General features: G+C 60.2%; 19 protein-coding genes. 7 read left to right on the forward strand and 12 right to left on the reverse strand.

The window, feature by feature from the left end:
- The first annotated feature begins 100 nt into the window (after positions 1-100).
- Positions 101-1,078, forward strand: coding sequence for a threonine dehydratase (locus FMN63_RS17030; protein ID WP_148585292.1), 978 nt, complete (start codon positions 101-103; stop codon positions 1,076-1,078).
- Between the two features lie 160 nt (positions 1,079-1,238).
- On the opposite strand, the gene FMN63_RS17035 is transcribed toward FMN63_RS17030, so the two are convergent.
- On the reverse strand, positions 1,239-1,937 hold the full coding sequence (locus FMN63_RS17035) for a type 1 glutamine amidotransferase (RefSeq protein ID WP_148585293.1): 699 nt from the start codon (positions 1,935-1,937) through the stop codon (positions 1,239-1,241).
- A gap of 156 nt (positions 1,938-2,093) precedes the next feature.
- On the opposite strand from FMN63_RS17035, the gene FMN63_RS17040 reads away from it, so the two are divergent.
- Positions 2,094-3,011 (forward strand): DMT family transporter, encoded by a 918-nt coding sequence (locus tag FMN63_RS17040; RefSeq protein WP_148585294.1) that lies wholly within the window; start codon positions 2,094-2,096, stop codon positions 3,009-3,011.
- A 54-nt stretch (positions 3,012-3,065) separates the two neighbouring features.
- On the opposite strand, the gene FMN63_RS17045 is transcribed toward FMN63_RS17040, so the two are convergent.
- Both FMN63_RS17045 and FMN63_RS17050 read right to left on the reverse strand, forming a co-directional pair.
- A complete protein-coding gene (locus FMN63_RS17045; protein WP_148585295.1) occupies positions 3,066-3,956 on the reverse strand; it encodes a LysR substrate-binding domain-containing protein in 891 nt (296 codons plus the stop codon).
- 170 nt (positions 3,957-4,126) lie between these two features.
- A complete protein-coding gene (locus FMN63_RS17050; RefSeq protein ID WP_148585296.1) occupies positions 4,127-5,002 on the reverse strand; it encodes a LysR substrate-binding domain-containing protein in 876 nt (291 codons plus the stop codon).
- 263 nt (positions 5,003-5,265) lie between these two features.
- Here FMN63_RS17050 and FMN63_RS17055 point away from each other — a divergent pair, with 263 nt between their 5' ends.
- Positions 5,266-5,580, forward strand: coding sequence for a DUF1127 domain-containing protein (locus FMN63_RS17055; RefSeq protein ID WP_148585297.1), 315 nt, complete (start codon positions 5,266-5,268; stop codon positions 5,578-5,580).
- 128 nt (positions 5,581-5,708) lie between these two features.
- Here FMN63_RS17055 and FMN63_RS17060 read toward each other — a convergent pair whose 3' ends face one another.
- The 3 genes from FMN63_RS17060 to FMN63_RS17070 form a co-directional block, all read right to left on the reverse strand.
- Positions 5,709-6,497: a DUF937 domain-containing protein gene (locus FMN63_RS17060; RefSeq protein ID WP_148585298.1), complete on the reverse strand. Its 789-nt coding sequence runs from the start codon at positions 6,495-6,497 to the stop codon at positions 5,709-5,711.
- A gap of 146 nt (positions 6,498-6,643) precedes the next feature.
- A complete protein-coding gene (locus tag FMN63_RS17065; protein ID WP_148585299.1) occupies positions 6,644-8,017 on the reverse strand; it encodes a glutamate--cysteine ligase in 1,374 nt (457 codons plus the stop codon).
- Between the two features lie 610 nt (positions 8,018-8,627).
- A complete protein-coding gene (locus FMN63_RS17070; RefSeq protein ID WP_148585300.1) occupies positions 8,628-9,386 on the reverse strand; it encodes a 16S rRNA (uracil(1498)-N(3))-methyltransferase in 759 nt (252 codons plus the stop codon).
- A 488-nt stretch (positions 9,387-9,874) separates the two neighbouring features.
- Here FMN63_RS17070 and xseA point away from each other — a divergent pair, with 488 nt between their 5' ends.
- Positions 9,875-11,437 (forward strand): exodeoxyribonuclease VII large subunit, encoded by a 1,563-nt coding sequence (gene xseA / locus FMN63_RS17075; RefSeq protein ID WP_148585301.1) that lies wholly within the window; start codon positions 9,875-9,877, stop codon positions 11,435-11,437.
- 156 nt (positions 11,438-11,593) lie between these two features.
- Positions 11,594-12,157, forward strand: coding sequence for a DUF805 domain-containing protein (locus FMN63_RS17080; protein WP_162530059.1), 564 nt, complete (start codon positions 11,594-11,596; stop codon positions 12,155-12,157).
- Between the two features lie 94 nt (positions 12,158-12,251).
- On the opposite strand, the gene FMN63_RS17085 is transcribed toward FMN63_RS17080, so the two are convergent.
- The 5 genes from FMN63_RS17085 to FMN63_RS17105 form a co-directional block, all read right to left on the reverse strand.
- A complete protein-coding gene (locus tag FMN63_RS17085; RefSeq protein WP_148585303.1) occupies positions 12,252-13,625 on the reverse strand; it encodes a TRAP transporter large permease in 1,374 nt (457 codons plus the stop codon).
- Positions 13,622-14,266: a TRAP transporter small permease subunit gene (locus tag FMN63_RS17090; RefSeq protein WP_148585304.1), complete on the reverse strand. Its 645-nt coding sequence runs from the start codon at positions 14,264-14,266 to the stop codon at positions 13,622-13,624. The genes FMN63_RS17085 and FMN63_RS17090 overlap by 4 nt, the downstream gene beginning before the upstream one ends.
- Positions 14,267-14,342: 76 nt before the next feature.
- Positions 14,343-15,359, reverse strand: coding sequence for a C4-dicarboxylate TRAP transporter substrate-binding protein (locus tag FMN63_RS17095; protein WP_148585305.1), 1,017 nt, complete (start codon positions 15,357-15,359; stop codon positions 14,343-14,345).
- A gap of 450 nt (positions 15,360-15,809) precedes the next feature.
- Complete coding sequence (locus FMN63_RS17100; RefSeq protein WP_148585306.1) at positions 15,810-17,204, reverse strand: sigma-54-dependent transcriptional regulator; 1,395 nt, start codon at positions 17,202-17,204, stop codon at positions 15,810-15,812.
- Positions 17,201-18,997 (reverse strand): sensor histidine kinase, encoded by a 1,797-nt coding sequence (locus FMN63_RS17105; protein ID WP_148585307.1) that lies wholly within the window; start codon positions 18,995-18,997, stop codon positions 17,201-17,203. The genes FMN63_RS17100 and FMN63_RS17105 overlap by 4 nt, the downstream gene beginning before the upstream one ends.
- Before the next feature lie 156 nt (positions 18,998-19,153).
- Here FMN63_RS17105 and FMN63_RS17110 point away from each other — a divergent pair, with 156 nt between their 5' ends.
- Positions 19,154-19,987, forward strand: a complete 834-nt coding sequence (locus tag FMN63_RS17110; RefSeq protein ID WP_148585308.1) for a universal stress protein — start codon at positions 19,154-19,156, stop codon at positions 19,985-19,987.
- Positions 19,988-20,288: 301 nt separating this feature from the next.
- Positions 20,289-23,018 carry a bifunctional acetate--CoA ligase family protein/GNAT family N-acetyltransferase gene (locus FMN63_RS17115; RefSeq protein ID WP_148585309.1) on the forward strand — a complete coding sequence of 910 codons (2,730 nt, stop codon included), beginning with the start codon at positions 20,289-20,291 and terminating at the stop codon, positions 23,016-23,018.
- 132 nt (positions 23,019-23,150) lie between these two features.
- Here the strand turns inward: FMN63_RS17115 and FMN63_RS17120 are convergent, their stop codons facing one another.
- A complete protein-coding gene (locus FMN63_RS17120) occupies positions 23,151-24,413 on the reverse strand; it encodes a urate hydroxylase PuuD (RefSeq protein ID WP_148585310.1) in 1,263 nt (420 codons plus the stop codon).
- Between the last annotated feature and the right edge of the window lie 106 nt (positions 24,414-24,519).

The following is a 24,519-nucleotide window of genomic DNA, read 5'->3' on the forward strand; positions in this document are numbered from 1 at the left end:
CCACGCAAGCTTGAAAAGGTTCAGGATCCTGAAAGACAGGTGCGTCAGCGAAAGTATACTCACGGCAAACTCAAACGATGAACCGGACCCGACCTGTCACATGCCCCCTCTCTTTACTCTGGAAGACCTTGAAGCCGCTTTTCCGATCGTGCGCCAACTGGTGCCGGAAACACCAAGTTATGTCTGGCCGCTGCTGACAGAGCGTTTCGGGCTGGAGATCGCGGTGAAACACGAGAACCACACGCCCATCGGGGCCTTCAAGGCTAGAAGCTCCATCGTCTATATCCAGAAACATATCGAAGAGCATGGCCGCCCGAAGGGCGTGGTCACCGCGACCCGGGGAAACCACGGTCAGTCGATGGCGCTGGCCGCCCGCACGCTCGGCCTGCCCGCCACAATCGTGGTGCCGGAAGGCAATGCCCAGGGCAAGAACCGGGCGATGAAGGCCTTCGGCGCGGATCTCGTGGTCGATGGCCGGGATTTCGACATTTCCCGGCGGACCGCTGAACGGCTGGCCAGCGAAAGCGGCTTCCTGATGGTGCCGAGCTTTCACAAGAACATTGTTCTGGGCGTTGCCACCTATGCGGTGGAATTCTTCCAGATGCATGGCAATCTCGACGTGGTCTATGTTCCCGTCGGCATGGGCTCGGGTGCTTGCGGGCTGATCACGGTGCGCGATCTGCTGGGTCTGAAAACCGAAATCGTTCCGGTCGTCACGGAAAAGGCCCCCGCCTACCGGCTTTCCATGGAGGCGGGAAAAATCGTCACCACGGAGACCGCGGCAACATTCGCTGACGGCATGGCCTGCCGGGAGCCCTTGCAAGCGGCGCTGGACATTCTGCAAAATGGAACCGACCGGGTAGCGACGGTCACGGATGACGAGATTGCCGCAGCCATCCGCATCCTGTTTGCCGACACGCATAATCTTGCCGAAGGCGCGGGCGCCGCTGCCCTCGCCGCTCTTATGCAGGATGCGCCAAAGCTGCAAGGCAAGAAGGCCGGCATCATTCTGTCGGGAGGCAACCTGGACGAAACGGCAATGCAGACGGTTCTGACCGGCGGAACGCCGATGGTGTGAAGATCATGCGCTCAGAGGCAACGCTGGCTTCTTGCAATGCGCCGAGGCGCGTTCGCAATGCAACGTGGCCTGGCCGAAGACTGGATCCCGGTCTTGCCGCTTTGCGGCAAACCGGGATGACAACGTTCGGGGCCGCCCCGGCCTGGGAGCGCGGAAGGGCTCACAGCAACGATAGCCAGGCTTTCGAAATTGCGGCTCCCGTTTCGTCAGCCTGTGCTGCATGGCGGGCCGCTTCGGCGTCCAGGCGACCATGCCAGTCCGGCGTATGCGCGCGGATATCGTCGGCGAAGGTTTCAGACCAGTTGTGGACTTCCGGCAGGCCGGTTTCAAAGTGGAACTGGATTGCGTAGGTCAACTCGCCCATTCGAAAAGCCTGCACCGGTGTCATTGCGCTGCTTGCCAGAAGTACGGCACCGTCGGGCAATGTCACTGTGTCGGAATGCCAGTGGAATTGTGGTGCCCCATCTTTGAGCTTGCCAACGACTGGATCTTCTAACCCTGCGTCCGTCGGCGTCACGTCGCGCCAGCCGAACTCCACCGGAAGGCCCAGAAGGTTCTCGCCGCCGAATGCGCGGGCGATCAACTGTGAGCCCAGGCAAATGCCCATAACGGGTTTGCGGGCATCGTCAAAGGCACGGATGAGATCGCAAACCTGTGGCAAATGCGGGTAGGCTTCATCGGCCAGCGCATCCTGTGCCCCGCCCAGCACCACCAATCCGGAAAACGCATCGGCTGACGCGGGAAGCGGTTCGCCCTCATGCGCCTTGATGGTCTTCCAGCTATGTCCTTCCTGTGCAGCCACACGGCCCAGAATGCCGAGTTCCGTCTGCTCATAGTTCTCAACGACGAGAAATTGCATGTTGTCCTCAAACGCGCCCGGGAGCCCCATCGCTCCCGTTTCGAACGGACTTTATCCATGCGCAACCTTGATGGGAACATCAAAAACAATCATTTGCATTGAAGTGTTGAGACCGCCAATCTGGGCGACAATCTCTCCACAAAGATCGGTTCCCTCATGAGCGTTGCATCCCCCAGCCTCCGGCACGGTTCTGCCGGTTTCAGTGCGACAGACTATGGTCTTTACGCCGTAACGGTTATGGCCTGGGGCTTCAGCTGGATTGCGATGAAGGGCCAGGTGGTAACAGTTGCGCCTGAGGTCTCGGTGTTCTGGCGTTTTGTACTGGCGGCTTCGATCATGATGGCCTGGGCGCGCTTTCGTGGCCACCATCTGGCCTTCGGACTTCAGGATCACATGCGGTTTGCCGGTCTTGGCGTGCTGATGTTTTCCACCAACTTCACCCTGTTCTACTACGGTGCTGCTGCGTTGCCGTCCGGGCTGCTGGCGGTGATCTTTTCCACCGCCTCGATCTTCAACCTGTTTCTGGGGCTAATCCTGTTCGGTCAGAGACCCAGCCCGGTTGCGCTTGCCGCCGGGGTGCTCGGCTTTGTCGGTATCGGTCTGATGTTCTGGCCGAAACTGGCCGGGGCCGAGTTCAACGAGAATGCCGCCATCGGCCTTGCCATGTGCATCGGCGGCACCTTTTCCTTCTGCCTTGGCAACATGCTGTCGGCGGACACCCAGCGACGCGGCATCGCCGTTACCCCTGCCACCGCGTGGGGCATGGTCTACGGCATGCTGTTCCTGGGGCTGTTTTCAGTCCTGCGCGGCCAGAGCTTTTCAATGGAGTGGTCCGTCAACTATATCGGCAGCCTGATCTATCTGGCGGTCGTTTCGTCGGTCATCGCCTTTGCCTCCTACCTGACGCTGCTCGGGCGGATCGGCTCGGCACGGGCCGGCTATGCCACCGTGCTTTTTCCGGTGGTCGCTCTCACCTTGTCGACGATCTTCGAGGGGTATCAGTGGACACCGATAGCTGCGGTAGGCCTTGTCTGCGTCCTCGGCGGCAATCTCATGATGCTGCGCGCCCGGTAAGTTCAGGGTGTGAACCCCATACCTTAAGATTGAAACAGTCCGGGTGGCGGAAGCTTATTCCGCCGCCAGTTGCGATGCGCCGCTGCCGACATTGCCGATGGCCGCCACGAGGTGGTTGCACAATGTGTCGTGCATGGCTTCGCGCGCTGTGTCCGAGCGCAGCAAGGCGATGTCGCAATAAGGCAACGTCGGAAACCCGTCCTTCTCGTCCAGAATGCGCATGCCATCGCGGATCGCGCTCTCCGGAAACACGGTCACGGCAAGCCCGGCCTGAACGGCGCCGACAAGAGCGGCCGCGCTGGAACTGGTGTAGGAAACCCGGTACGGACGTCCTGCCCGATCGAGAGCATCCATCGATAGCCGCCGCCAACCGCAGGTGACCGGACCGAGTGCCAGACGGACGACGTCCTGTGTGTGCGCAGAATGCTGGTTGGCCGTCACCCAATACAGCGGCTCGCGGCGAATGATTTCACCGCGCACATCCATCGTGTCCTGGGATGTCGTGATGGCAACGTCGAGCGTTCCTTCACGGATCGCTTCCGTCAGCCGGTGGCTGGAAACACATTCCACCTGCACTTCGATGGAAGGATTGAGCCGATTGAAGGCGGCAAGCACCTGCGGCAACAACCGGTCGGCATAGTCGTCCGGCACACCCAGCTTCACATGGCCGACTTCCTTCTGACCGTTGAAAGCCGAAAGGGTCTCATCGTTCAGCATGATCATGCGGCGGGCATATTCAACCAGTCGCAAGCCGTTTTCTGTCAATCTGGACTGACGGCCGTCCTTGATGAAAATCGGTTGTTCGACACGCTCTTCAAGCCGGCGCATCTGCATGGAGACTGCCGACTGTGTCTTGTGCACGGCTTCGCCGGCCTTGGTGAAGCTCCCAAGTTCCGCGATCGCCAAGAACGTCCGAAGTTGGTCGATGTCCAGTGCGTGATGCATGCAAGGACCCTATGAAATGAGCCACAACCAGTGGTGAGATTTGAGATTCGAATTGATTGGCAGAAGATACATCAAAATTTCTTACAATTCAATGCATAATTGACCGGCAGCTGTAAAAATTACCTTAGGTAAGATCTTGAAACTATTTCGATAATTCCGATTATTTGCAACTATTCTGCGGCCAGCGGAACCGACAGGTTGTCGAGCGACGATACGATGTGCTCAACAAGCGCGTCCGTGACACGGGAATTGTTGTGCCAGGACCGCATGATGCCGATCTCGCAATCCGGCAATTTCGGAAAACCTTCGGCCTCCGTCAGCACCCGCATTCCGGACCGCAACGCAGATTCCGGCAGAACGGATATGGCAAGACCCGCCAGAACGGCGGCTCCGACAGCCGTCGAATTCCAACTCGAATAAAGCAACCGGTGCTCACGCATCTGGTCGCTGAGCGCATTGATCGCTGCCCGGCGCCAGTCGCAGGTGGCACGCCCCAGCGCCAATGGCAAAGGCGACTCGTTTTCCACCGCATGACGGGCCGAAACGACCCAGAGCAACGGCTCACGCCGGACGAGGTCGACGTTCTTGCGGCCGCGTTTCTGCACGTGGGTGATGATCGCAACATCAAGTTCGCCCTCGGCGATCATGTCGGCCAGATTGGGGGTCGGGGCGCAAACGACGCTGACTTCCGCTTTGGGATTGGATCTGGAAAAACGTGCGAGAATTTCCGGCAGGAACCGGTCGGCGTAATCGTCCGGTGTGCCCAGTCTGACGAGACCGGCCAACTCAGTGTCGTCAAAAGCCGAAAGTGTCTCATCGTTCAACTGCACAAGCCGGCGCGCGTAATGCAGCAGCCGCTCGCCATGTTCTGTCAGGCGCGATTGCCGGCCGACACGAACAAACAGCGGCTTGCCGATCCGCTCTTCCAGGCGGCGCATCTGCATGGAGACTGCCGACTGTGTCTTGTGCACATTTTCCGCTGCCCTTGTGAAGCTGCCGCTTTCGGCAATGGCCACAAAGGTATGGAGCTGATCCAGGTCGAGCATAAGCGCCTCACTGATAAACGGTGCTCATATTTAACACCACATCCATTCAATAGCGAAATGAATTCCCAAAAACGGCCAAGCCGCTTCTCCGGAAAGCCAGGACTGTTCTGACTTCACAAAAATTGATTATTTCAATCAAAAACATTCGTTGGAATAATAGCACCAAACAGGGCATGTAAGGGATGTTCCACAACAAGCGACGCCAAATCTGGCTCGGAACAGGCCGCCGGAATTCCTCCGTCCGCCGATAGGAGAGTTATGCCATGTCACATACTGCAAGCACCCCCTTCTTCGCTCCCTTCGGGCAGATGGTTGCCCGTGCATGGCGCGTATTCAGCAACCGTCGTCAGTTCGCGAAACTGACTGACTGGTCGGATGAGCAGCTCAAGGATATCGGTCTGACCCGGAGCGACGTTCGACGCGCACTCGCCCTACCGTTCTATACCGACCCGACATCTCTGGTGAACGAATCTTCAGCGCTCCGCGAAACCGTTGGCTACAGCGCCGCCAATTCGGCGCAGGACAAGCCGGTGATGACCCTCGTGAGCGAAAGCAAGACCCGCCAGATAGCGGCCTGACCTTTCCGCTGTTACCCCCCCAATTTGCAGCCCCTGTCGGCAAGCCTTGCTGACGAAACTGACCCGCCTCAATGGCGGGTCTTTTTTTTGCAAAAAGGGAAGTATGGGCGCGGATAAAAGGACCGGCCTTAAGCGCCCCGGAAGTCCTTGGAAGCCTTTTCGAAGAAACTGTCGAAGGCCTTGAACTGGTTGGACTGGAAATCGCGCCCTGCCGACATCCAGCTGGACACCATTTCCTCAAACTCCGATGTATCGACATCAGGAGCTTCGGCTTCGAACGTATCCGGTTCGTCTTCCGGCGGCAGATCTTCTTCCTGCGGTTCGGGGTCGGACTCGGGCTCCGGGGATTTCGTGACAATGCTGGCCGGCTGCAAGAACGCTCCCCAGAACGACTGCATCGCTTCGGCATAACCCTGGAGATAATCGACAGGGGTCGGCTGCGGTTTCGGGCGGCCTCTGGCAAAGCCGCGCAGATAGGCGTCGAGCAGGTTACGGGCTTCGCCATGGACGAAGGGCCTGGCGATCTGCCCCATGGCAAGCGTCGCCGCAACCGGCATCATTTCCTGAATGGCGTCGCGCTGTAGCCCTGTGAAGTTGGAAATCTGACTGGCAAGAGCCTTTTGAACAGCTTCGGGTCCGAAAAACGGCGTCAGGGCCGCATCGGACGGGCTCTGGAACAGGCCCGTATAACCCGCAAAAGGATTTTGCGTTGCAGACCCGAGAGGCGATGTCTGCCCGAGAAAATCGGAAAAGCCCGGCACCGTGCTGCCGAAGTAACGAAAGCCGTTCAGCGCGGCAGGCAACAGTTGCTCCATCACCCGGCTGAGGTCGTCATTGGACCAGCCGAAACGATTGCGCACATCTTCCGACAAGGAAAAGATGTCGAAGGGAGGGGCTCCCGTCTCGATGCCAGTCATTTGCGTCGCTCCGCTCACGCTGTTGCAAGGCCTTGAGAAAAAAGACCGATCACAGACAGAGTGACGCTTCGCGGGCCTCAGGTCAATTCACGCCTTTCGCGGATCGTGCCGGCCGCCCGCAACTCACTGCCACGAGCGGGCCTGGCTCAGTAGGCGTAGTCGCGGAAGACCTGGTTGATATCGCCCTTCCAGGAGCCGTGATACCGCTGCAGCAGGACGTCGGCGGGGCACATGCCGGACGCAAGGCCTTCCTCGATCGGAGCCAGATGCACACGCTCGTCCAGATCGCCATCGCTCAGGCGTTTGCGGCGCTTGAGGCCTTCCTGCGACAGGGCAAGCACCTGTTTTGCAACGTCCAGAACCGTGCCGGAGCGGAATGGCGTCTGCAGCGCCGTTTCCGGAACACCGGCCCGGAGCGCCGCGCGTTCTTCCTGGGTCCAGTCCTTGACCAGTTCCCAGGCCTGATCGAGCACGCCCTTGTCGTAAAGCAGACCGACCCAGAGTGCAGGCAGAGCGCAGATACGGCGCCACGGGCCGCCGTCGGCACCGCGCATTTCGATATATTTTTTCAGCCGGACATCCGGGAAAAGCGTGGACAGGTGGTTGTTCCAGTCGCCAATGTTGGGCGTTGCATCCGGCACCTTGCCTTCCAGCCCACCGTTCATGAACTCGCGGAAAGTGGTGCCGGTGACGTCGTAATAGGTCGAGCCGCGCTTGACGAAATACATCGGCACATCAATCGCCCATTCGACATAGCGTTCGAAGCCGAAGCCGTCCTCGAAAGCAAACGGCATGTCGCCGGTGCGGTCATGGTCGGTGTCAGTCCAGATCTGGGCGCGGAAGGACTTGAAGCCATTGGGCTTGCCCTCCGTGAAAGGCGAATTGGCGAAAATGGCGGTCGCAATCGGCTGCAGAGCCAGACCGACGCGCATCTTCAGGGCCATATCCGCTTCGGAGGAGAAATCGAGATTCACCTGAATGGTGGAGGTCCGGTACATCATGTCGAGACCAAGCGAGCCGACCTTCGGCATGTAGTTGGTCATGATGTCGTAACGGGATTTCGGCATGCGCGGCATGTCGGCGCGCGCCCAGGTCGGTGCCATGCCGATGCCGAGGAAACCGATGCCGAGCGGTTCGGCAACGCGGCGCACATCGGCAAGATGCTGGTTGGCTTCCCGGCAGGTCAGATGCAGGTTGTCGAGCGGCGCGCCCGAGAGTTCGAACTGACCACCCGGCTCAATGGAAATGGCCCCGCCGCCACGGTCGTCCGCAAGTCCGATGATCTTGCCTGCGTCCTCGATCCGTTCCCAGTGAATCAGCTTTTCCATGCCGGTCAGGATCGCTTCGACGCCCTTTTCGCCCTCATAGGGGATCGGCGACAGTTCGTTCAGACAGAAGCCGAATTTTTCGTGCTCGGTGCCGATGAGAAACTTCTCTTCCGGCTTACAGCCCTCTTCGAGCGTCGCGGCAAGGTCCGCTACCGTTTCAATCGGGGTTGTGTCGACCGTATCGCGGGCCATGAAAGCGTCCTAAAAACTGCGCGGCCCGTCAGGCTGCCCCCTACAAACCGCAGTGATCCGGCGCGTTCCATCCGGAACGCTTTTGAGCCTCGGTGATTTAGGTTTCTTGAAACAATAATGCAAGCAAGGAAACGAGACAGAAGCACGCACGGACCTTGCGACGGTGGGTTTCAGGATCGCAAGCTGTTCCCTCGAAAAGGCAGCCCAAGCCGATTTGAGGCCGCACGACGCCCTTGGCAAAATGATTGCCCAACGGCGACCAATGACTGGGTCTTGCGCTTTTGGCTGTGGTGAAACGTATCCGCGGCATTGCCGGATCAGCCTGGGCATCGCCCCCATCGAACGACAAGATACCTGCAGTCCAGGTTCTTCCCGTCACGCAATCCTGAAGACGGATAACGGTTCCGTGCGACCGCGCAAATGGATGGGGCTGCAGATGACAACCAACAGCAAGGAAACCACCCGCCCGAGAGCCACGCAAACCGGCAGACGGAAGCGCCTGGCCCTTTGCGCCGGCGAAGCCGAACTCTCCGCGTCTCCAACATCACGGACTGCTTCAACGTTGCCGTTTTCCGCATTCCGCTGTGCAAGGACGTCCTGCGGCATTCACCTATCTCCAGTCACCGACCGTTGCCTGAAGAACAGCCAGCGCCGCCACAGCAGCCGTGTCGGCGCGCAGGATCCGCGGCCCCAGCGGAATTGGGGTGACGAAATCCAGACTGCGCAGGAGCGCCCGCTCCTCTTCGGAAAAGCCGCCTTCCGGGCCGATCAGAATGGCCAGCGGCGGCGGGCCGTTTTCCTTCATCTGCGCCAGGCTCAACAGCGGGTTGTTCGTCCCTTCCGCCTCATCGCAGAAAAGCAACCGGCGTCCGGGCTGTGCTTCAGCCCAGACAGAAAGCACATCGGCCAGTGGCTGGGGAGCCAGCACTTCGGGCACGGCCAGGACGCCGCACTGCTCGGCGGCCTCGATCACGTTTGCTTCCATGCGCTCCAGGTTGATCCGGCTGGCCTGGGTGTGCTGCGTCAGCACCGGCTTCAGGCTGCCGACGCCCATCTCCACGGCCTTCTGCACCATATAGTCGAGCCGGGCGTGTTTGAGCGGAGCGAACATATACATCAGGTCATTTGCGGACGTTTGCTCGCGTGTGCGGTCCATAAGCTGCAAGGTGCAGTCGCGCCGCCCGTTGCTGATAATCTTCGCCAGCCATTCACCGTCGGTGCCATTGAAGGCGAGGACATAGTCGCCGTCCTTGAGGCGCAGAACATTCAGCAGATAATTCGCCTGGCTGCGGTCCGCTTCGATACGTGCACCGTCAGCGAGAATGTGTCGCAAAAACAGTCGTTGCATGTTGAACTCGTATTTGGCCATGGTGCTTAGGGTGTGGGCTCACAAATGAAGATGAAATGGTTTGAGGCGGATAGGTCTTCGTCGAGGCGCGGAAGCGCAGGAAACGTCACTCATTTTCAAGCTTTCGCAACGCTGAGGAAGACCAATACGGTCGAATCCGAAGAACACGCAAAGGGCGTCACCGCGTGTCGTCAGCCTGCCTGACCGGGCATGAAGCCCGCTCTGCGCGCACTTGCTAACGCCGGTCCCCCATTTCTCATGCCATTTCGTCTTCATTTATGAGTTCACGTCCTAGGTATGCGCTCGATTGTGTGGGTTTCAAGGCGGTCCCAACCGCTTCGGATGCTTCCACAGTCTATTTGATTCTCCTGCGCCAGCTTAGCGTGTGCTCATAAAATGAAGGGGAAATGGCATGAGAATTGGCAAAAGCAGCGGGTGAATCCGATCCGCACGTCCTTGACCCTTCCTGCCCGAACAGCCACTTTCGAGGCAGAAAAGGAATCATCTGCGTGAGCGAAGCCCAGTCCAACGTTGCCGAATTCTCCGTTTCCGAAATTTCCTTCTCCATCAAGCGGACGATGGAGGATACGTTCGGCTACGTGCGTGTGCGCGGTGAGCTGGGCCGGATCTCCCGGCCGGGGTCGGGTCATATCTATCTGGATCTGAAGGACGACCGCTCTGTCCTGTCCGGCGTGATCTGGCGCGGGTCCGCTTCCAAATTGAAAATTCAGCCAGAACAGGGGCTGGAGGTGATTGCCACCGGCAAGATCACCACCTTCCCGGGCCAGTCGAAGTACCAGATGGTGATCGACTCGCTTGAGCCGGCCGGTGCCGGCGCGCTGATGGCGCTTCTGGAAGAGCGCAAGAAGAAACTCGCCGCCGAAGGTCTCTTTGCCGAAGAACGCAAACAGCCGCTGCCGCCCCTGCCAAGGGTCATCGGCGTGGTCACCTCGCCGACCGGCGCCGTCATCCGCGATATTCTGCACCGGATCGCCGACCGTTTTCCGTTGCATGTGCTGGTCTGGCCTGTCCGTGTCCAGGGCGAAACCTCGGGTGCGGAGGTTGCCAACGGCATTCGCGGTTTCAACGCCCTCCAGCCAGGCGGCCCGATCCCGCGGCCGGATGTGCTGATCGTTGCCCGCGGCGGCGGCAGCATCGAGGACCTTTGGGGCTTCAACGAGGAAGCCGTCGTCCGCGCGGCCTCGGACAGCCAGATTCCACTGATTTCAGCCGTCGGACACGAGACCGACTGGACCCTGATCGATCTTGCCGCCGACCTGCGCGCTCCGACGCCGACAGGTGCTGCGGAATTTGCCGTGCCGGTGAAGGCCGAACTGATGGCCATGGTCGACGACCGGTCCCGCAGGCTCAATTCGGGTCTGGTGCGGTTCGTGACCACCCGTCGCACCGAATTGCGCGCCGCCAGCGCCGCCCTGCCCGCACCGCAGGATCTCCTGGCCCTGCCGCGCCAGAAATTCGATACGATGGCAAACAGCCTGGAACGGGCGCTGATCGTCAGCACCAGAACCCACCGGACTCAGTATCAGAATTTCGCCGGACGCCTGTCTCCGCTGCTCCTGTCCCGCCTGACGACAAAGGCACGGCAGGATCTAGTCCAGGCAAGCGAGCGCAAGCAGCGCGCGCTTCAGGTGGCCGTCACGCAGAAGCGGAACGCCTTCGAGGCATTGGCCGTGCGACTGACACCAGCACGGTTGGCCCAGCAGACGACGCTCGGCACTGAGCGTCTGTCCGGACTGGGTGACAGGCTCGACCGGGCCTATCTTGCCCGCCTGTCGCGGGAAAAGGCACGCCTCGACGGATTGCAGAAGCTGCTGAAGTCGCTTTCCTACAAGGATGTGCTTGCGCGCGGGTATGCCGTGGTACGCGACGACAGCGGCCAACCGGTGCGCTCGGCTGCGGCAGTTGCCTCTGGCGCGGCCCTCGCCATAGAACTGGCGGACGGCACGGTCGACGCGGTCGCGCTCAGCGACAGCGCAGGCCCAAAACCCGCCAAGGCGAAAAAGCAGCCAGCGAGCAAGGGTCCGGCAACCAACCAGGGCAGCCTGTTCTGATCGAACAAAAAACCCTCCGCAATTTCACCAAGATTTAACCACATCCCTTACCTCAATCTTAAGCTGGCTTGCGTAGCGTCACCTCCGTTCTGACAAGAAATTTCCTGGCGGGGGATACTGATGCCGGTGCAGCGCAAGCAATTTGGAAGACGTGGATTGAACCAGCAAGGCCCGACCCAGTGGGGTTCGAGCCAGAATGAGTATTCCGGCAACAATGCCTATGCCTCGACTGCCGGTGCTTATGCGCACGCTGGAGGGGCTGCGGCACTTCAGGTCGCCGGCGACAGCGGCGTTTCGGTCACCGACGCGGCGCTGCAGTTTCTCGGCTTCTTCTTCAGCTTCAAGGGCCGGATCGGCCGGCTCGGCTACTGGGCCATCAGCACGTTCAACAGCATCGTGTCGGTCGCCATCATCTTCGGTTTTTACGCATCGCTCGGTCTGAATTTCGAAAACGAGGCCGAAGCCAAACGGATTCTTGCCGATTCAAGTTTCTTCACAGTCTGGCTGACCGTGTTGCCCTTCTTCGTGTCGAATGTCTCCGTTCAGGTGCGCCGTTTTCATGACAGGGACGTCTCCGGCAAGTGGATGCTGTTGTGGTTCATTCCGATCATCGGCACGATTCTGAGCATCTGCCAGGGTTTTGCCAACATGTTCTTTGCGGGCACCCGGGGCTCGAACCGCTTTGACACACCGCAAAGCCAGGCTCACGTCTTCGATTAACCCGAACCCGGGGCATTTCCCCGGTCTGCAACAAAAAACGCCGCCGGAAAGTCTTTCCGGCGGCGTTTTGTTTTCAAGTAGGTGGATGGCCCCGTCAGCCCATCATCGTAGGCAGGAGGGTGATAATTGACGGGAACGCCAGCAGACCCGCGATGGTCAGAACGTCTGCAATGAAGAACGGGACGCAGCCGCGGAAGACTTCCTGCACCGGAATATCGGGGCGTACGCCCGAAACCACGAAGCAGTTCAACCCGATCGGTGGCGTGATCAGACAGAGCTCCGCCATTTTCACCACGAGAATGCCGAACCAGATCGAGCAGGCCTCACCGGACATGCCGAAGGCACTGTCTGCCGCCGAAACACCTTCGCCGCCGTTCAGCGCCATCACGGCGGGATAGACCACCGGCAGCGTCAGAATGAGCATGCCGATCGCATCCATGAACATGCCAAGTACGGCATAGGCCAGCAGGATGCAGACCATCACCACCCAGGGAGAATAGTCCAGCGCGACGATGAAATCCCTGAAGGCGTCCGGCAGACCGGCAAAGCCCAGGAAACGCACGTAGACAAGCACGCCCCAGATCAGCGTGAAGATCATCACCGTCAGTTTCGCGGTTTCGTGCAGGGCCTGGCCGAGCTGCTTTGTGCGCATGCCCTTCATGAAGGCAACGACCAGCACCACGAAGGCTCCGAGCGAACCGGCTTCGGTCGGGGTGGCCAGACCGAAGAAGAACGAGCAGAAGATGATCGCGACGACAGCGATGATCGGCAAGGTGCCGGGCACGCTTTCGAAGCGCTCTTTCCAGGTGAAACCACCAACAGGGGGTGCGTCTCCCCGCCAGGCGGAAACACCCACAATGATGCCGACATAGATCAGCGCGGAAAACACGCCCGGCAGGAAACCGGCGATCAAGAGCTTACCGACCGATTGCTCCACCAAAATGGCGTAGATCACCAGGATCGCGGACGGCGGAATGAGGGAGGCAAGCGTGCCGCCTGCGGCAACGACCGCCGCCGACAGGCGCTTGGAATAACCGGCTGCCAGCATTTCAGGAATGGCAACCCGCGCAAAGACCGCAGCTGTTGCGACCGATGCCCCCGAAACGGCCGCGAAGCCGGCGGTGGAGAACACGGTCCCAACGGCCATGCCGCCCGGCAGCCAGCCGAGCCAGCGTTTTGCCGCTTCGAACAGTTGCTTGGTAAAGCCTGCATAAAAGGCAAGAAAGCCGATGAGGATGAACGTCGGCAGCACCGACAGGGCGTAGGTAACCGACTTGGAATGGGGGATCGTGCCTGCCATCTGCAAGGCGACGAAAAATCCTTTCGAGAAGCCCATCTTCAACGAGAACAGCACGATCAGGCCAACCAGGCCGGTAAAGGCAGCGGCAAAGGCCACACGCACACCCAAGATGACGAGCACCAGCAGGACACCGGTCATCAGGAGGCCAACTTCAAACGGCGTCGTCATCGCGCGCCTCCTTCTTCAATGTCGTCGCCAAAGGCTTCTTCAATCTCGTGTTTGGCGTGTTCCTCAACATCCTCGATCATCGGCACGCAGAAGGCCTCCCGCGTCGGGTCAGCCACGAGGCGGGCGTAACCGTAGATCTGCATGCACAGGCGCAGGAGAAGAAGGCCAAGCGCAATCGGCACCATCAGTTTGGAAGGCCAGGTCGGCAGGCGAATGTCCATGGTGCTGTCGCCGATCGTCCAGGACCGGTCGAAATGATACAACGAGCCCCAGATGAGAAGGGCGACCGTAAAGGCGATCAGGATGACACCCAGCATTTCGCAGATGTAAAGCGTCCGGCCGCTCAACTTGCCGAGCACGATTTCCATGCGGATGTGGCCGCCAACGCGTTGGCAATACGCGACACCGGCGAAGGCAAAGATGGCCATGGCCTGTTCGGTAATGTCGATGAAGCCTGGAACAGGCGTGTTGAAGAGCAGGCGGCCGATAACCTGCACCACGGCCAGCAGCATCAACGACAGGATGGCACCGGCTGCGAACAGGTTGAAGGCATTCTCGACGTGAGCGAGCCAGCCATCAAAACGGATATAAGTGACCGGGCGCTCCGAGACGGAACGTTGTCCGGGATCGATTGTGTTCATGAGTTAAGCCCCGAGCTTTGACTTCCCGGCGCGGGCCGCGCCGGGAAGAGTGTGAAACAGTCCAGGCTGGCTGGGCTTATTCCGCGAGGGTCGACTTGACCGTGTCCAGGATATCCTGCGCCGGCAGTCCGTTGGCAGACTGCTCTTCAACCCAGGCTTCCTGGATCGGAATGGCTTTTTCGGCAAAGGCTGCCAGTTCGGCATCGGAGAACTCGATCTGGGTCACGCCACGGCTTTCCAGTTCCGGCCACCACTTTTCGTAGACCTTGTCATAGGTCTCCAGGTAATGCGCCAGCGCCGGCTCAACCGAGCTGTCGAGCGCTTCCTTGAAGTCGTCCGGCAGGGCGTTGTAGGCATCGATGTTCACGATCACCGGGCACTGGACGGTTCCCGGGTTCAGGTTCTTGGTCCACCAGTCGGCAACTTCCACCACCTTGAACGACAGATGCGCATGCGGCGCGAAGCTGGCAGCCGCCACCGTGCCGGAATCGATTGCCTGATAGGTTTCCGAAGCGGTCACGGACGTCGGCACGGCGCCGACGGCTTCCATCAACTGGCCAATACCACCCAGGGCACGTACACGCATGCCATTGAAATCGGAAATAGAGCTCGGCGCATCGCCCTTGCCGGCGAAGTTGTACTGCGGCATCGGCGAAGGCATCAGGGCCATGGCGTTCCAGCGAGCCAGGTCTTCCTTGACCGCGGGATGCTCATAAAGCTTCATCGAAACCTTGATTTCCTGATCAAGGTCCTTCACGCCCAGGAACGGCAGTTCCAGCACCGTCAGGCTCGGGTTCTTGTCCGGGTGATAGGATGCGCAGATCTGCGCCATTTCAAATGCGCCGAAGGAAATGCCGTCGAGGTTCTCGCGAGACTTCGACAGAGCTTCGCCGTATTGCAGCTTGAGCTCGAACTTGCCGTCCGTCTTCGCGGCCACTTCTTCAGCCAGCTTTTCGACATGCTCGGTAAACGCACGGCGCTTGCCCCAGAGCGACACGTTCCAGGTTACGTCAGCAGCAAAGGTTTCGGTGGCAAAGACCAGAGACAGCGCAGCCGCGGACACAGCAGTTGCGGATTTCAGTGAAAAGAGCATGCAATCCTCCCAAGATATTGCTCATTTTCTTGGCAGCTCAGCCTGTACGCCTCCACGCGCAAGCCCGTGCCAAGTCGATGATCAACTAGCATGACCCGTGCCAGTTCTTGCTGGCAACACTTTCCGGCAGGAAAAAGCCGTTTCTTTCCACGCCGCCCCTGATTTGCTGCGGTGCAGCTCGGCAAGATCTTGCCGATGTCCTGATCCGTTCGGCGGATTTTCGCCGGTTGGGTTGGCAAAGGAGCATGCTTGCCCCTCTGTCTTTGCCAAGCTTCGAACCACCGTCTCATTTCCCGATAACCTCATCCTGAGGAGGACCGTCAGGTCCTTCTCGGAGGATGGGCAGCACACGCGAGAGCAAGCGGCCCCTCCTTCGAGACAGCGCTCACGCGCGTCCTCAGGGCGAGGCTGGATGTTGAGCATCGCTCGGGTGAATGCCTTAAGGAGTGCCTAGCCGTCCATACTCTCGGCTTGCGCCTGATCGCGGCTGAGACCGAGGCGGGTCATTTTTTCGTTGAGTGTGCGGCGCGGCAGGTTGAGTTCCTGCATGACGTCCGCCATCCGCCCGCCATGACGCCGCAGAGACCCTTCGATCAGGTTGCGCTCATAGGCATCCATAAGCTCTTTCAGCCCGCCACCGGCAGGAACCGGTCCCGTCTCGCGCTGTCCGGTGACCAGCTCTTCCAGCGGCTGCGGCGCGACCGGAGCATTGAGTACAAAACGTTCGGCGGCGTTACGCAGCTCGCGAACGTTGCCCGGCCAGCCATAGGTCTGCAGGAAAGCCTCGTCGCGGGCACTTGTTGCCGGAGCATCCAGACCATACTGGGCGGCGAAACGATTCAGGAAGGTATCGAACAGCAACAGCGCATCGCGGCCGCGTTCACGCAGTGGCGGTACGCGCAGTTCAATCGTGTTCAGCCGGAAGAGCAGGTCCTCGCGCAGCCGGCCACCGCGGACCGCTTCCCTCGGATCAATGTTGGCGGCGCTGACCAGACGGATGTCGACATCGACAGGCCGTGTGCCGCCGATCCGGTCTACCTTTTTCTCCTGAAGAACGCGGAGCAGTTTCGGCTGCAGCGCCAGCGGCATGGAAACGATCTCGTCCAGAAACAGAACACCACCGCTTGCCGCCTCGATGCGGCCAATCCTTTGCCTGTCCGCGCCGGTGAAGGCCCCCGCCTCATGGCCGAACAGCTCGGCTTCCACCATGGCCTCCGGCAGGGCCGCCGCATTGATGGCCATGAAAGGGCCGTCCTTGCGCGGGCTGAAATCATGCAGGGCCTGCGCAATCACTTCCTTGCCAGTGCCGGTTTCGCCTGTGATAAGCACAGCGGCATCGGTCGCAGCAAAATGCAGGATCTGCTGGCGCAGAGCCTGCATGGCGGGGCTGGTGCCGATCAGGCGGCTTTCCAGCCCGGCGCTCTGATGAAGCTGCGTGCGCAGCGAACGGTTTTCCAGCACGAGTGCCCGCCGGTCGCAGGCCCTGCGGACCACATCGGCAATCAGATCCGGATCAAATGGTTTTTCGATGAAGTCGTACGCCCCCGCCCGCATTGCCTCAACAGCCATCGGGACATCGCCATGGCCGGTGATCAGCACAACCGGAAGGTCCGCATCGAGCGCCCCGATCTTGCGAAGCAGCGACACACCATCGCCCTCCTCCAGCATCACGTCGGAGACCACACAGCCGCGGAAATCGGCAGTCAATCCGGCGAGCGCCTGCGCCGCCGTAGCAACTTCCCGGGTTTCGAAACCGGCAAGCGTTATCCATTGCCGGAGCGCCGCGCGCATGGAGGGATCATCGTCGACGACAAGAACAGGAACTTTCTGGGACAGGTCGGTCATTCTGCAGCTTCCGATTCCCGTTCATTGCTGGGGCCGGCCGGGGTCTCACCGGTCTTTTCACCGGACAATGCGGGCAGACGCAATTCAAATATTGCCCCTTTCGGGGTGTTCGAGCGCACCGATAAACTGCCCCCCAGGTCTTCCGCAAGCCGCATGGATATGGCAAGGCCAAGGCCCATGCCGCCGCTGCTGGACTTGGTGGAAAAGAATGGATCGAAGATCCGTTCCTTCAGGTCTTCCGGAACGCCGGGTCCATTGTCGGATATCTTGAGCACCAGTTCTGTCCCCTGCTGCTCCGCATGCAGCCGGACTTCGCCAGCGTCTTCGCCTGCGCTCGCATCGGCGCCATTGCGCAGGAGGTTGACCAGGATCTGCTCGATCCTGAGTGGAGCGGTTTCCGCTTCCAGTGGCCCCTGTGGAAGGTCCAGTTTCAGACTGCAGCCCGTTTCCTCGAAACGGGGACGAACGATCTTTTCGGCAGTCCGGATGCTTTCGGTCAGATCGATCTTCTCGATCCGGTTTTCACCGGGCCGGGCGAACCGCTTCAGTTCCTGCGTGAGACTGGCCATGCGCATCTGCAGGGAATCGATTTCGTTGAGGTTGTCCGACGCGGTTTCCGTGTCGCCTTTTTCCAGGAATTTTCGCGTCCCCGCCACGAACATGCGCAAGGCCGCCAGCGGCTGGCTGAGTTCGTGGACGACTGCCGCCGACATTTCGCCAACGGCTGCAAGACGGCTGGAGCGAGCAAGGCCGCGCTGAGCTTCCAGAAGCTCTTTTTCAACCCGCCGCCGTTCCTGGATTTCCTCCACCAGGCGGGTGTTCAATTCCTTCAGGCTGGCCGATTCCTGCCGCAGCAAGACGGAGGCCTTGCGCAGACGCCGACCGCGCAAAACCAGGACAATAACCGCATAGACAAGACACAGCGTGATGGTTACGGCCCAGGCCGGCAGCACGCTTTTGCGGGTTTCTTCCACCGGCACCAGAAAATGCAGGGTCCAGCCCAGCAGGCCGACATCCGCCGAATTGTGCCGGTAGGCCTTGCCGCCGATGACCAGCTGCTTTTGTGCCTCATCCCGCCGGTCGCTGACCGGAAACAGCTCCTGGCCGGCATACTGACGGGTGTCCTCGATCATCTGGCGCACCTCTTGCGGCAGCGCCGTCAGCGTCCGATAGCGCCATTCCGGCTGGCTGGACAGAAAGATCACCCCATTGGCGTCAGTTGCAAAAACCGTCTCGCCGCCTTCTGCCCACGCTTCTTCCAGCGGGCCCATGTCCACCTTGACCACTGCCACGCCCACCGGCTTGCCGCTGACCGGCGTCGGCCGTGCCAGAAACAGGCCCGGTTCGTGCGAGGTCGCACCGATTGCGAAGAACCGGCCTTCCTCGCCGTGCATGGCCGAACTGAAGTAAGGCCTGAAACCGTAATTCTGACCAACCAGCGAGAACTCGCCCTGCCAGTTGCTGGCTGCCAGGGTCGTGCCATCGGCGTTCATGACATAGAGCAGTTCGGCGCCGGAGTTTTCAGCCATTTCCTGCAGGAAGCGATTGGCGCTTTCCGACGGCTGGCCGAGCCCCAGCGCGGAGGTCGCTCTCGGATCGCGGGCAATCATATAGGGCAGATAACGGTATTTCTGATATTCGCCCAGGATCGTCTCACGATAGAGCGTCAGCCGCTCGGCGGCCTTCCTGTCAACACTGTCCTCGTCCAACTCCATGAAGAGCTGAACCAGCATGATAGCGGCCACCACGAGCAGCAAGGGAGGCAAGGCCAGATAGAACCAGCGTTTCGACATGGCTCCATATTGCGCATTTTTTCCGTTCCCGCCACCCGGTGAACACAGGTGGCGTGTGTCGCGCCATTGATGCGCGTCAAGGACACACCACATTGACACCTATAGATTTTTGACGAATCTGGATCGCTGACATGATACCGGCCGCAGGAGTGATATATGCCTATCAAAGATATTTTGACCGTTCTGGATCTCGCAGATGACCAGCCGGCCGCCAAATACGCGCTCGAATTCGGTCGCAACTACGATGCCCACGTCACCGGACTGGCGGTGTCTTTCGAGCCGGTCGTTCCTGCATTTGCAGCAGCGCCGATGCCGGTAGACTATTTGCAGGCAGCGCACGAGCAGGCCGTTGGAGCGGCCACCGAGGCCAAGAAGGCGTTCGAGGAACTGGCCCGCGTGGCCGGTGTGAAGTACGAAAGCCGGCTTGCGGAAATCCTGACCGGCGGCCCGCTGGAAAACGTGCTGGTCCACTGCCGCCCGACCGACCTTGTGGTGATCGGCCAGGCCAATCCGGACAAGCCGGAGCCCATGCGTGAGCTCTTGATCGAGACGGTTCTTTTCGAAAGCGGCGTGCCGGTTCTTCTCGTTCCCTATATCGGCAGCAAAACCTTCCAGCCGCAGAACGTACTGGTCGGCTGGGACGGCAGTTCCACCGCGACGCGGGCCATCCATGCGGCTCTTCCCGTTCTGGAAAAAGCCGAGAAGATCACCGTTCTGGTTGTCGAGAAAAAGGCTACCAAGGCAACCGGGCAACCCGGTGCGGATGTCGCGAACTATCTGGCGCGCCACAACATGAATGTCACCATTGAGGTGGTCAACAATCCTGACGCAAGCATTGCCGACACGGTTCTCAACTATGTGTCCGACAACAGCAACGATCTGGTCGTGATGGGCGGTTACGGCCACAGCCGTATGCGTGAGTTCCTGTTCGGCGGAGCGACCCGGGAAATCCTGGCCGCCATGACCGTGCCGGTGCTGATGGCGCATTGACGCGTAACCACTCCTGAAATCCTTGAGTTTTTGCGATGCAAAAAGCCCGCGAACCTGACACACTCCGGTTCGCGGGCTTTTTTGACCGCGCTCAAGGCGCAAGCAAACAGGAAAGGTGCGCACGTGGACAGGGCCAGGCAAAACGGCATGTGGCCGCTGGTTCAAAACACGGGCACGGAAGGCTCCTCATGTGCGGCTTTCCTGCTGTTCCTGGCTGCCTGTTCGTGGAATGTGGTGCCCGTGATCCAGGTTCGTTTCACACGCCCCGTTCCTCAAGCGCGACTTTCAAGGGATCGATCTCATGACCATTCGCAACCTCGACGGTTTCTTTGCGCCAGGATCGATAGCCTTTATCGGCCCCTGTCGGCACCCGGGCATCTTGACCGGCAAACTGATTTCCTGCCTGCACGATATCGAGGCCGGGCATCCGGTGACACTTGTCGGGATCGAAGAGGATGTTCCCTTCAAAGGCCATAAGGTCGCCCGGCTGGACGATCTGGAAAAGATGCCGGATCTGGCGATCTATCTCGCCAAGCCGGAGACACTGCCCGCGACGATCCGTACCCTTGGCGCGGGCGGAACCAAGGCTGTTCTCATCCCTTCTCCCGGATATGAAACCTGGCCGGAAAAATTGCTTCAGGACTGCCGGGAAGCAGCGCAGGCAACCAACCTGCGACTTATCGGGCCAGGCACGCTCGGTCTTGCGGTGCCGGCAACCGGGCTCAATGCGCTCCTCAGCGCCGAGCGCCCCGAGAAGGGCGAAGTTGCGTTTTTCTCCCGTTCCGGAGCTGTTCTCAACGCGACACTTTCCTGGGCGAAAACCCATCGCACCGGATTTTCCGCCGTCGTATCGCTCGGCGCGCGGATGGATGTCGATATCAGCGACCTGATCGACTATTTCGCGCAGGACTACCATACCCGCGCCATCGTGCTTCATCTGGAAGGCATCGCCGTTCCGCGCAAGTTCATTTCAGCCGCAAGAGCGGCGGCGCGCAGCAAGCCAGTGATCGTCATCCGTTCCGGCAAGAGCCGGGACACGGGCGGCACGGGACGCACCCACGCCGGACGCCTTGCCCGCACGGATCGGGTTTACGAGACCGTCTTTCGCCGCACCGGGATGTTGCGCGTTCAGGATCTCGACGAAATGTTCGAGGCGCTGGAAACCCTCTCCCATATCCGCGTTCCCCAATGTAACAAGCTTGCCGTCATCGCAAACGGGCGCAGCCTTGCAAGCCTTGCCGTGGACAGGCTGGTGGACCTGGGCGGCACGTTCGCCGAGCTAGGCCTGGAAACACGGGCGGCCCTCGCGGACACCAGCCGTAGCTATGCCGACCTGTCGGTTACGCCCGCGGCGGGCGGCACGGTGATCCTGAAAGAGACCGTCACGCCGGAAGAGATCACCGAGGCGATCGTTGCGGTGCTGAAAGACCCGCAGGTGGATGGCGCGGTAGTGCTTCAGGCAGCCAGTGCCTTCCAGCCCTTGACCACAATCGCAAAGGCAATTGGCGATGCCGCGGCACTGGACCGGCGACGCACCGGACGGCGCAAGGCGCTGGTGGCCGGTCTGATCGGCGGCGACGGCACCACACGGGCTGCACTTTCCGATGCCCGGATCCCGAACTACGCCAGCCCGGCGGAAGCCGCCCGCAGCCTGATGCATCTGGCTCACGATGCACAGGCACGCGAATTCCTGATGGCGGCCCCTGCCAGCCTGCCAAGCACGTTCTCCCCCGATGTCGCACGGGCACGCGGCATCGTTGCCGCAGCCCTTCAGGAAGACCGTACCTGGCTCAATCCGCCGGAAGTGGTTGCGGTTCTGGAAGCTTACGATCTGCCGATCATGGCCACCGTCATGGCTTCAACGCCGGAAGAAGCGGCACAAGTGTCGGAACCGTTCTTCAGGACGGCGGCCCATTGTGTTGCCAAGCTGATTTCGCCGGACTTGCCTTTCAAATCGCGGATCGACGGTGTCCGGCTTGGTTTGGAAAGTCCCGAAGCCGTACAAAAAGCAGCTCGGGAGTTGATCGAAAAAACCCGGCGGGACTATCCGGACGCGCGGATTGACGGGATCTCCATCCATCCGATGCTGGAAGACCGACACGGGCTGGAACTCTATCTGGGTGTTGCCGAAACACAGGATTTCGGACCGGTGCTGGTGTTTGGACATGGCGGCACGGCCATTGAGGAAAGCGAGGACGTCGCGCTGGAACTGCCACCGCTGAATCTCAACCTGGCCGAGGCGCAGATCGCCCGAACCCGGATCGCAAGGCTTCTGGACGGCGGACCGGCGCGCCCGGCACTCGACAAGGCAGCGCTTGCCGAGGCGCTTGTGAAACTGTCCCAGATCACCATCGATATTCCGGAAATACAGGAACTCGACATCAATCCGATGGTTGCCCTGCCGAGCGGCCTTATCGGCCTCGATGCCCGAATGACATTGTGCCACCCGGAAAAACGGCCCGGCCGCACCGGCAGCTCCCGTCTTGCCATTGCCCCCTATCCGCAGGAATGGGAACAGACCGTCAAACTGAAGGATGGGCGCGATATTTTCATCCGGCCGGTGCGCCCAGAAGACGAGGACCTCTTCAAGACATTTTTCGAGCAGCAGACACCTGAAGACCTGCGCCTGCGCTTCTTTGCCCCTGTGCGCGATTTCAGCCACCGGTTCCTGTCCCGGCTGACACAGCTCGATTATGCCCGCGCACTTGCCTTTGCAGCCATTGAGCCGGAAGACGGCAGCTTGCTTGGCGTCGTTCGGCTGCATGCCGACCCAGATCACCAGACCGGCGAATATGCGGTCATGGTGCGCTCAGACCTGAAAGGCCAGGGCCTTGGCTGGACCTTGATGAAGCTGATCATCCGCTATGCGAAAGAGGACGGTATCGAGGTAATCAAGGGCGAGGTTCTGAAGGAAAACACATCGATGATGTCCATGTGCCAGTCGCTCGGCTTTTCCGTTGGAACATCGCCGGACGACCCCGGCATCGCCCTGGTAACGCTGCCTGTGGCGGAAGTTCCGGAGCAACTGTGATCCCGCTCTTTGGAGCACACTGCCGCTCATCCCGATTGTCAGGTCCGGTTCCCTGCAGCGGTTTGCCTGAAACAAAAACGCTCCCCGCGTGGAGGAGCGCACTGTGCAATCAGGCCGACTGCAGGCAGAAGATCAATGCGTCGCGGCCATTCCGAAAGGCATTTGCTCGCGCGCGTTCCTGTACCATTCGATGATCTTCTTGCGCTCGCCGTCTTCCATGAAGGAGACGTTGGCAGGTGGCATGGCGTTGGTGACGCCGGCCTGCAGGTAAATCTGCCTGGCGGCGCGCACCACATCCGCCTTGGTTTCCAGCAGCATGCCTTTGGGCGCCCAGTGAATCCCCTCGTAGAAAGGTTCGCGGGCGTGGCACATGCCGCAGCGGCCGGGGATGATGTTCATGACATCGTCAATGCCTTCCGCATTTGCGAACACCTGTTCCGTCGACGTCAGCGGGCGGGCATCCGAGGCTTCCCAGGTGTCCTGCTGGAGAGGTGCCATGGAAATCTGGATAATGGCGACGAACAGGATCGCGGTTGCCAGCCATGTCCAGGTCGGCGCCGGGGCACCCGTGTGCTTGGTGTTGAAATAGTGCCGGATGGTCACACCCATCAGGAACACGAGCGCAGCAATCAGCCAGTTGTATTCCGAGGCGAAGGCAAGCGGATAGTGGTTGCTCAGCATCAGGAACACGACCGGAAGCGTCAGGTAGTTGTTGTGGGTGGAACGCAGCTTGGCGATCTTGCCGTATTTGGCGTCCGGGGTCCGTCCGGCCTTCAGGTCCGCCACCACGATCTTCTGGTTCGGAATGATGATGAAGAACACGTTCGCGGTCATGATCGTGGCGGTGAAGGCCCCCAGATGCAGCATGGTGGCGCGGCCGGTGAAGATCTCGTTGTAGCCGTAGCCCATGGCCACCAGCAGCGCGAACAGCAGCAGCATCAGCAATGTCGGGCTTTCACCGAGTTTCGACTTGCACAGCCGATCATAAACCAGCCAGCCGATGGTCAGCGACCCGGCGGAAATCAGGATGCCCTGCCACAGGGCGAGATCGGCCTTGGCCGGATCGATCAGGAAAAGCTCGCCGCCGACCCAGTAGACGACCATCAACAGGGCCGCACCGGACAGCCACGTGGAATAGCTTTCCCATTTGAACCAGACCAGGTGCTCGGGCATGTTTGCCGGAGCCACCAGAAACTTGCGGATGTGATAGAAGCCACCGCCGTGGACCTGCCATTCCTCGCCATGGGCGCCCTTGGGCAGGTCCGGGGCTTTCTTCAGCCCAAGATCCAGCGCAACGAAATAGAACGACGAGCCGATCCAGGCCATCGCCGTTATCACGTGCAGCCAGCGAACCGCGAAGGCGATCCAGTCCCAAATGATGGCAATGTCCAGCATTGCTTCCCCTCCAAATTCGTTTGACCCAAGCTAGCCCAAGCGGCAATTTTCTGGTATCTCGGGATAATTCCGAGCAGTTTCAAAAAAAACGGAACAATAACCGGCC

Origin of the sequence: Stappia sp. BW2 (genome assembly GCF_008107695.1) — a bacterium.
In the GTDB taxonomy this organism is placed as follows: domain Bacteria; phylum Pseudomonadota; class Alphaproteobacteria; order Rhizobiales; family Stappiaceae; genus Roseibium.

Excerpts from the sequence above, each read along its gene's own strand:
- FMN63_RS17030 (WP_148585292.1), top strand. The coding sequence starts at position 101 with ATGCCCCCTCTCTTTACTCTGGAAGACCTTGAAGCCGCTTTTCCGATC.
- FMN63_RS17035 (WP_148585293.1), bottom strand. The coding sequence starts at position 1,937 with ATGCAATTTCTCGTCGTTGAGAACTATGAGCAGACGGAACTCGGCATT.
- FMN63_RS17040 (WP_148585294.1), top strand. The coding sequence starts at position 2,094 with ATGAGCGTTGCATCCCCCAGCCTCCGGCACGGTTCTGCCGGTTTCAGT.
- FMN63_RS17045 (WP_148585295.1), bottom strand. The coding sequence starts at position 3,956 with ATGCATCACGCACTGGACATCGACCAACTTCGGACGTTCTTGGCGATC.
- FMN63_RS17050 (WP_148585296.1), bottom strand. The coding sequence starts at position 5,002 with ATGCTCGACCTGGATCAGCTCCATACCTTTGTGGCCATTGCCGAAAGC.
- FMN63_RS17055 (WP_148585297.1), top strand. The coding sequence starts at position 5,266 with ATGTCACATACTGCAAGCACCCCCTTCTTCGCTCCCTTCGGGCAGATG.
- FMN63_RS17060 (WP_148585298.1), bottom strand. The coding sequence starts at position 6,497 with ATGACTGGCATCGAGACGGGAGCCCCTCCCTTCGACATCTTTTCCTTG.
- FMN63_RS17065 (WP_148585299.1), bottom strand. The coding sequence starts at position 8,017 with ATGGCCCGCGATACGGTCGACACAACCCCGATTGAAACGGTAGCGGAC.
- FMN63_RS17070 (WP_148585300.1), bottom strand. The coding sequence starts at position 9,386 with ATGGCCAAATACGAGTTCAACATGCAACGACTGTTTTTGCGACACATT.
- FMN63_RS17085 (WP_148585303.1), bottom strand. The coding sequence starts at position 13,625 with ATGACGACGCCGTTTGAAGTTGGCCTCCTGATGACCGGTGTCCTGCTG.
- FMN63_RS17090 (WP_148585304.1), bottom strand. The coding sequence starts at position 14,266 with ATGAACACAATCGATCCCGGACAACGTTCCGTCTCGGAGCGCCCGGTC.
- FMN63_RS17095 (WP_148585305.1), bottom strand. The coding sequence starts at position 15,359 with ATGCTCTTTTCACTGAAATCCGCAACTGCTGTGTCCGCGGCTGCGCTG.
- FMN63_RS17100 (WP_148585306.1), bottom strand. The coding sequence starts at position 17,204 with ATGACCGACCTGTCCCAGAAAGTTCCTGTTCTTGTCGTCGACGATGAT.
- FMN63_RS17105 (WP_148585307.1), bottom strand. The coding sequence starts at position 18,997 with ATGTCGAAACGCTGGTTCTATCTGGCCTTGCCTCCCTTGCTGCTCGTG.
- FMN63_RS17110 (WP_148585308.1), top strand. The coding sequence starts at position 19,154 with ATGCCTATCAAAGATATTTTGACCGTTCTGGATCTCGCAGATGACCAG.
- FMN63_RS17115 (WP_148585309.1), top strand. The coding sequence starts at position 20,289 with ATGACCATTCGCAACCTCGACGGTTTCTTTGCGCCAGGATCGATAGCC.
- FMN63_RS17120 (WP_148585310.1), bottom strand. The coding sequence starts at position 24,413 with ATGCTGGACATTGCCATCATTTGGGACTGGATCGCCTTCGCGGTTCGC.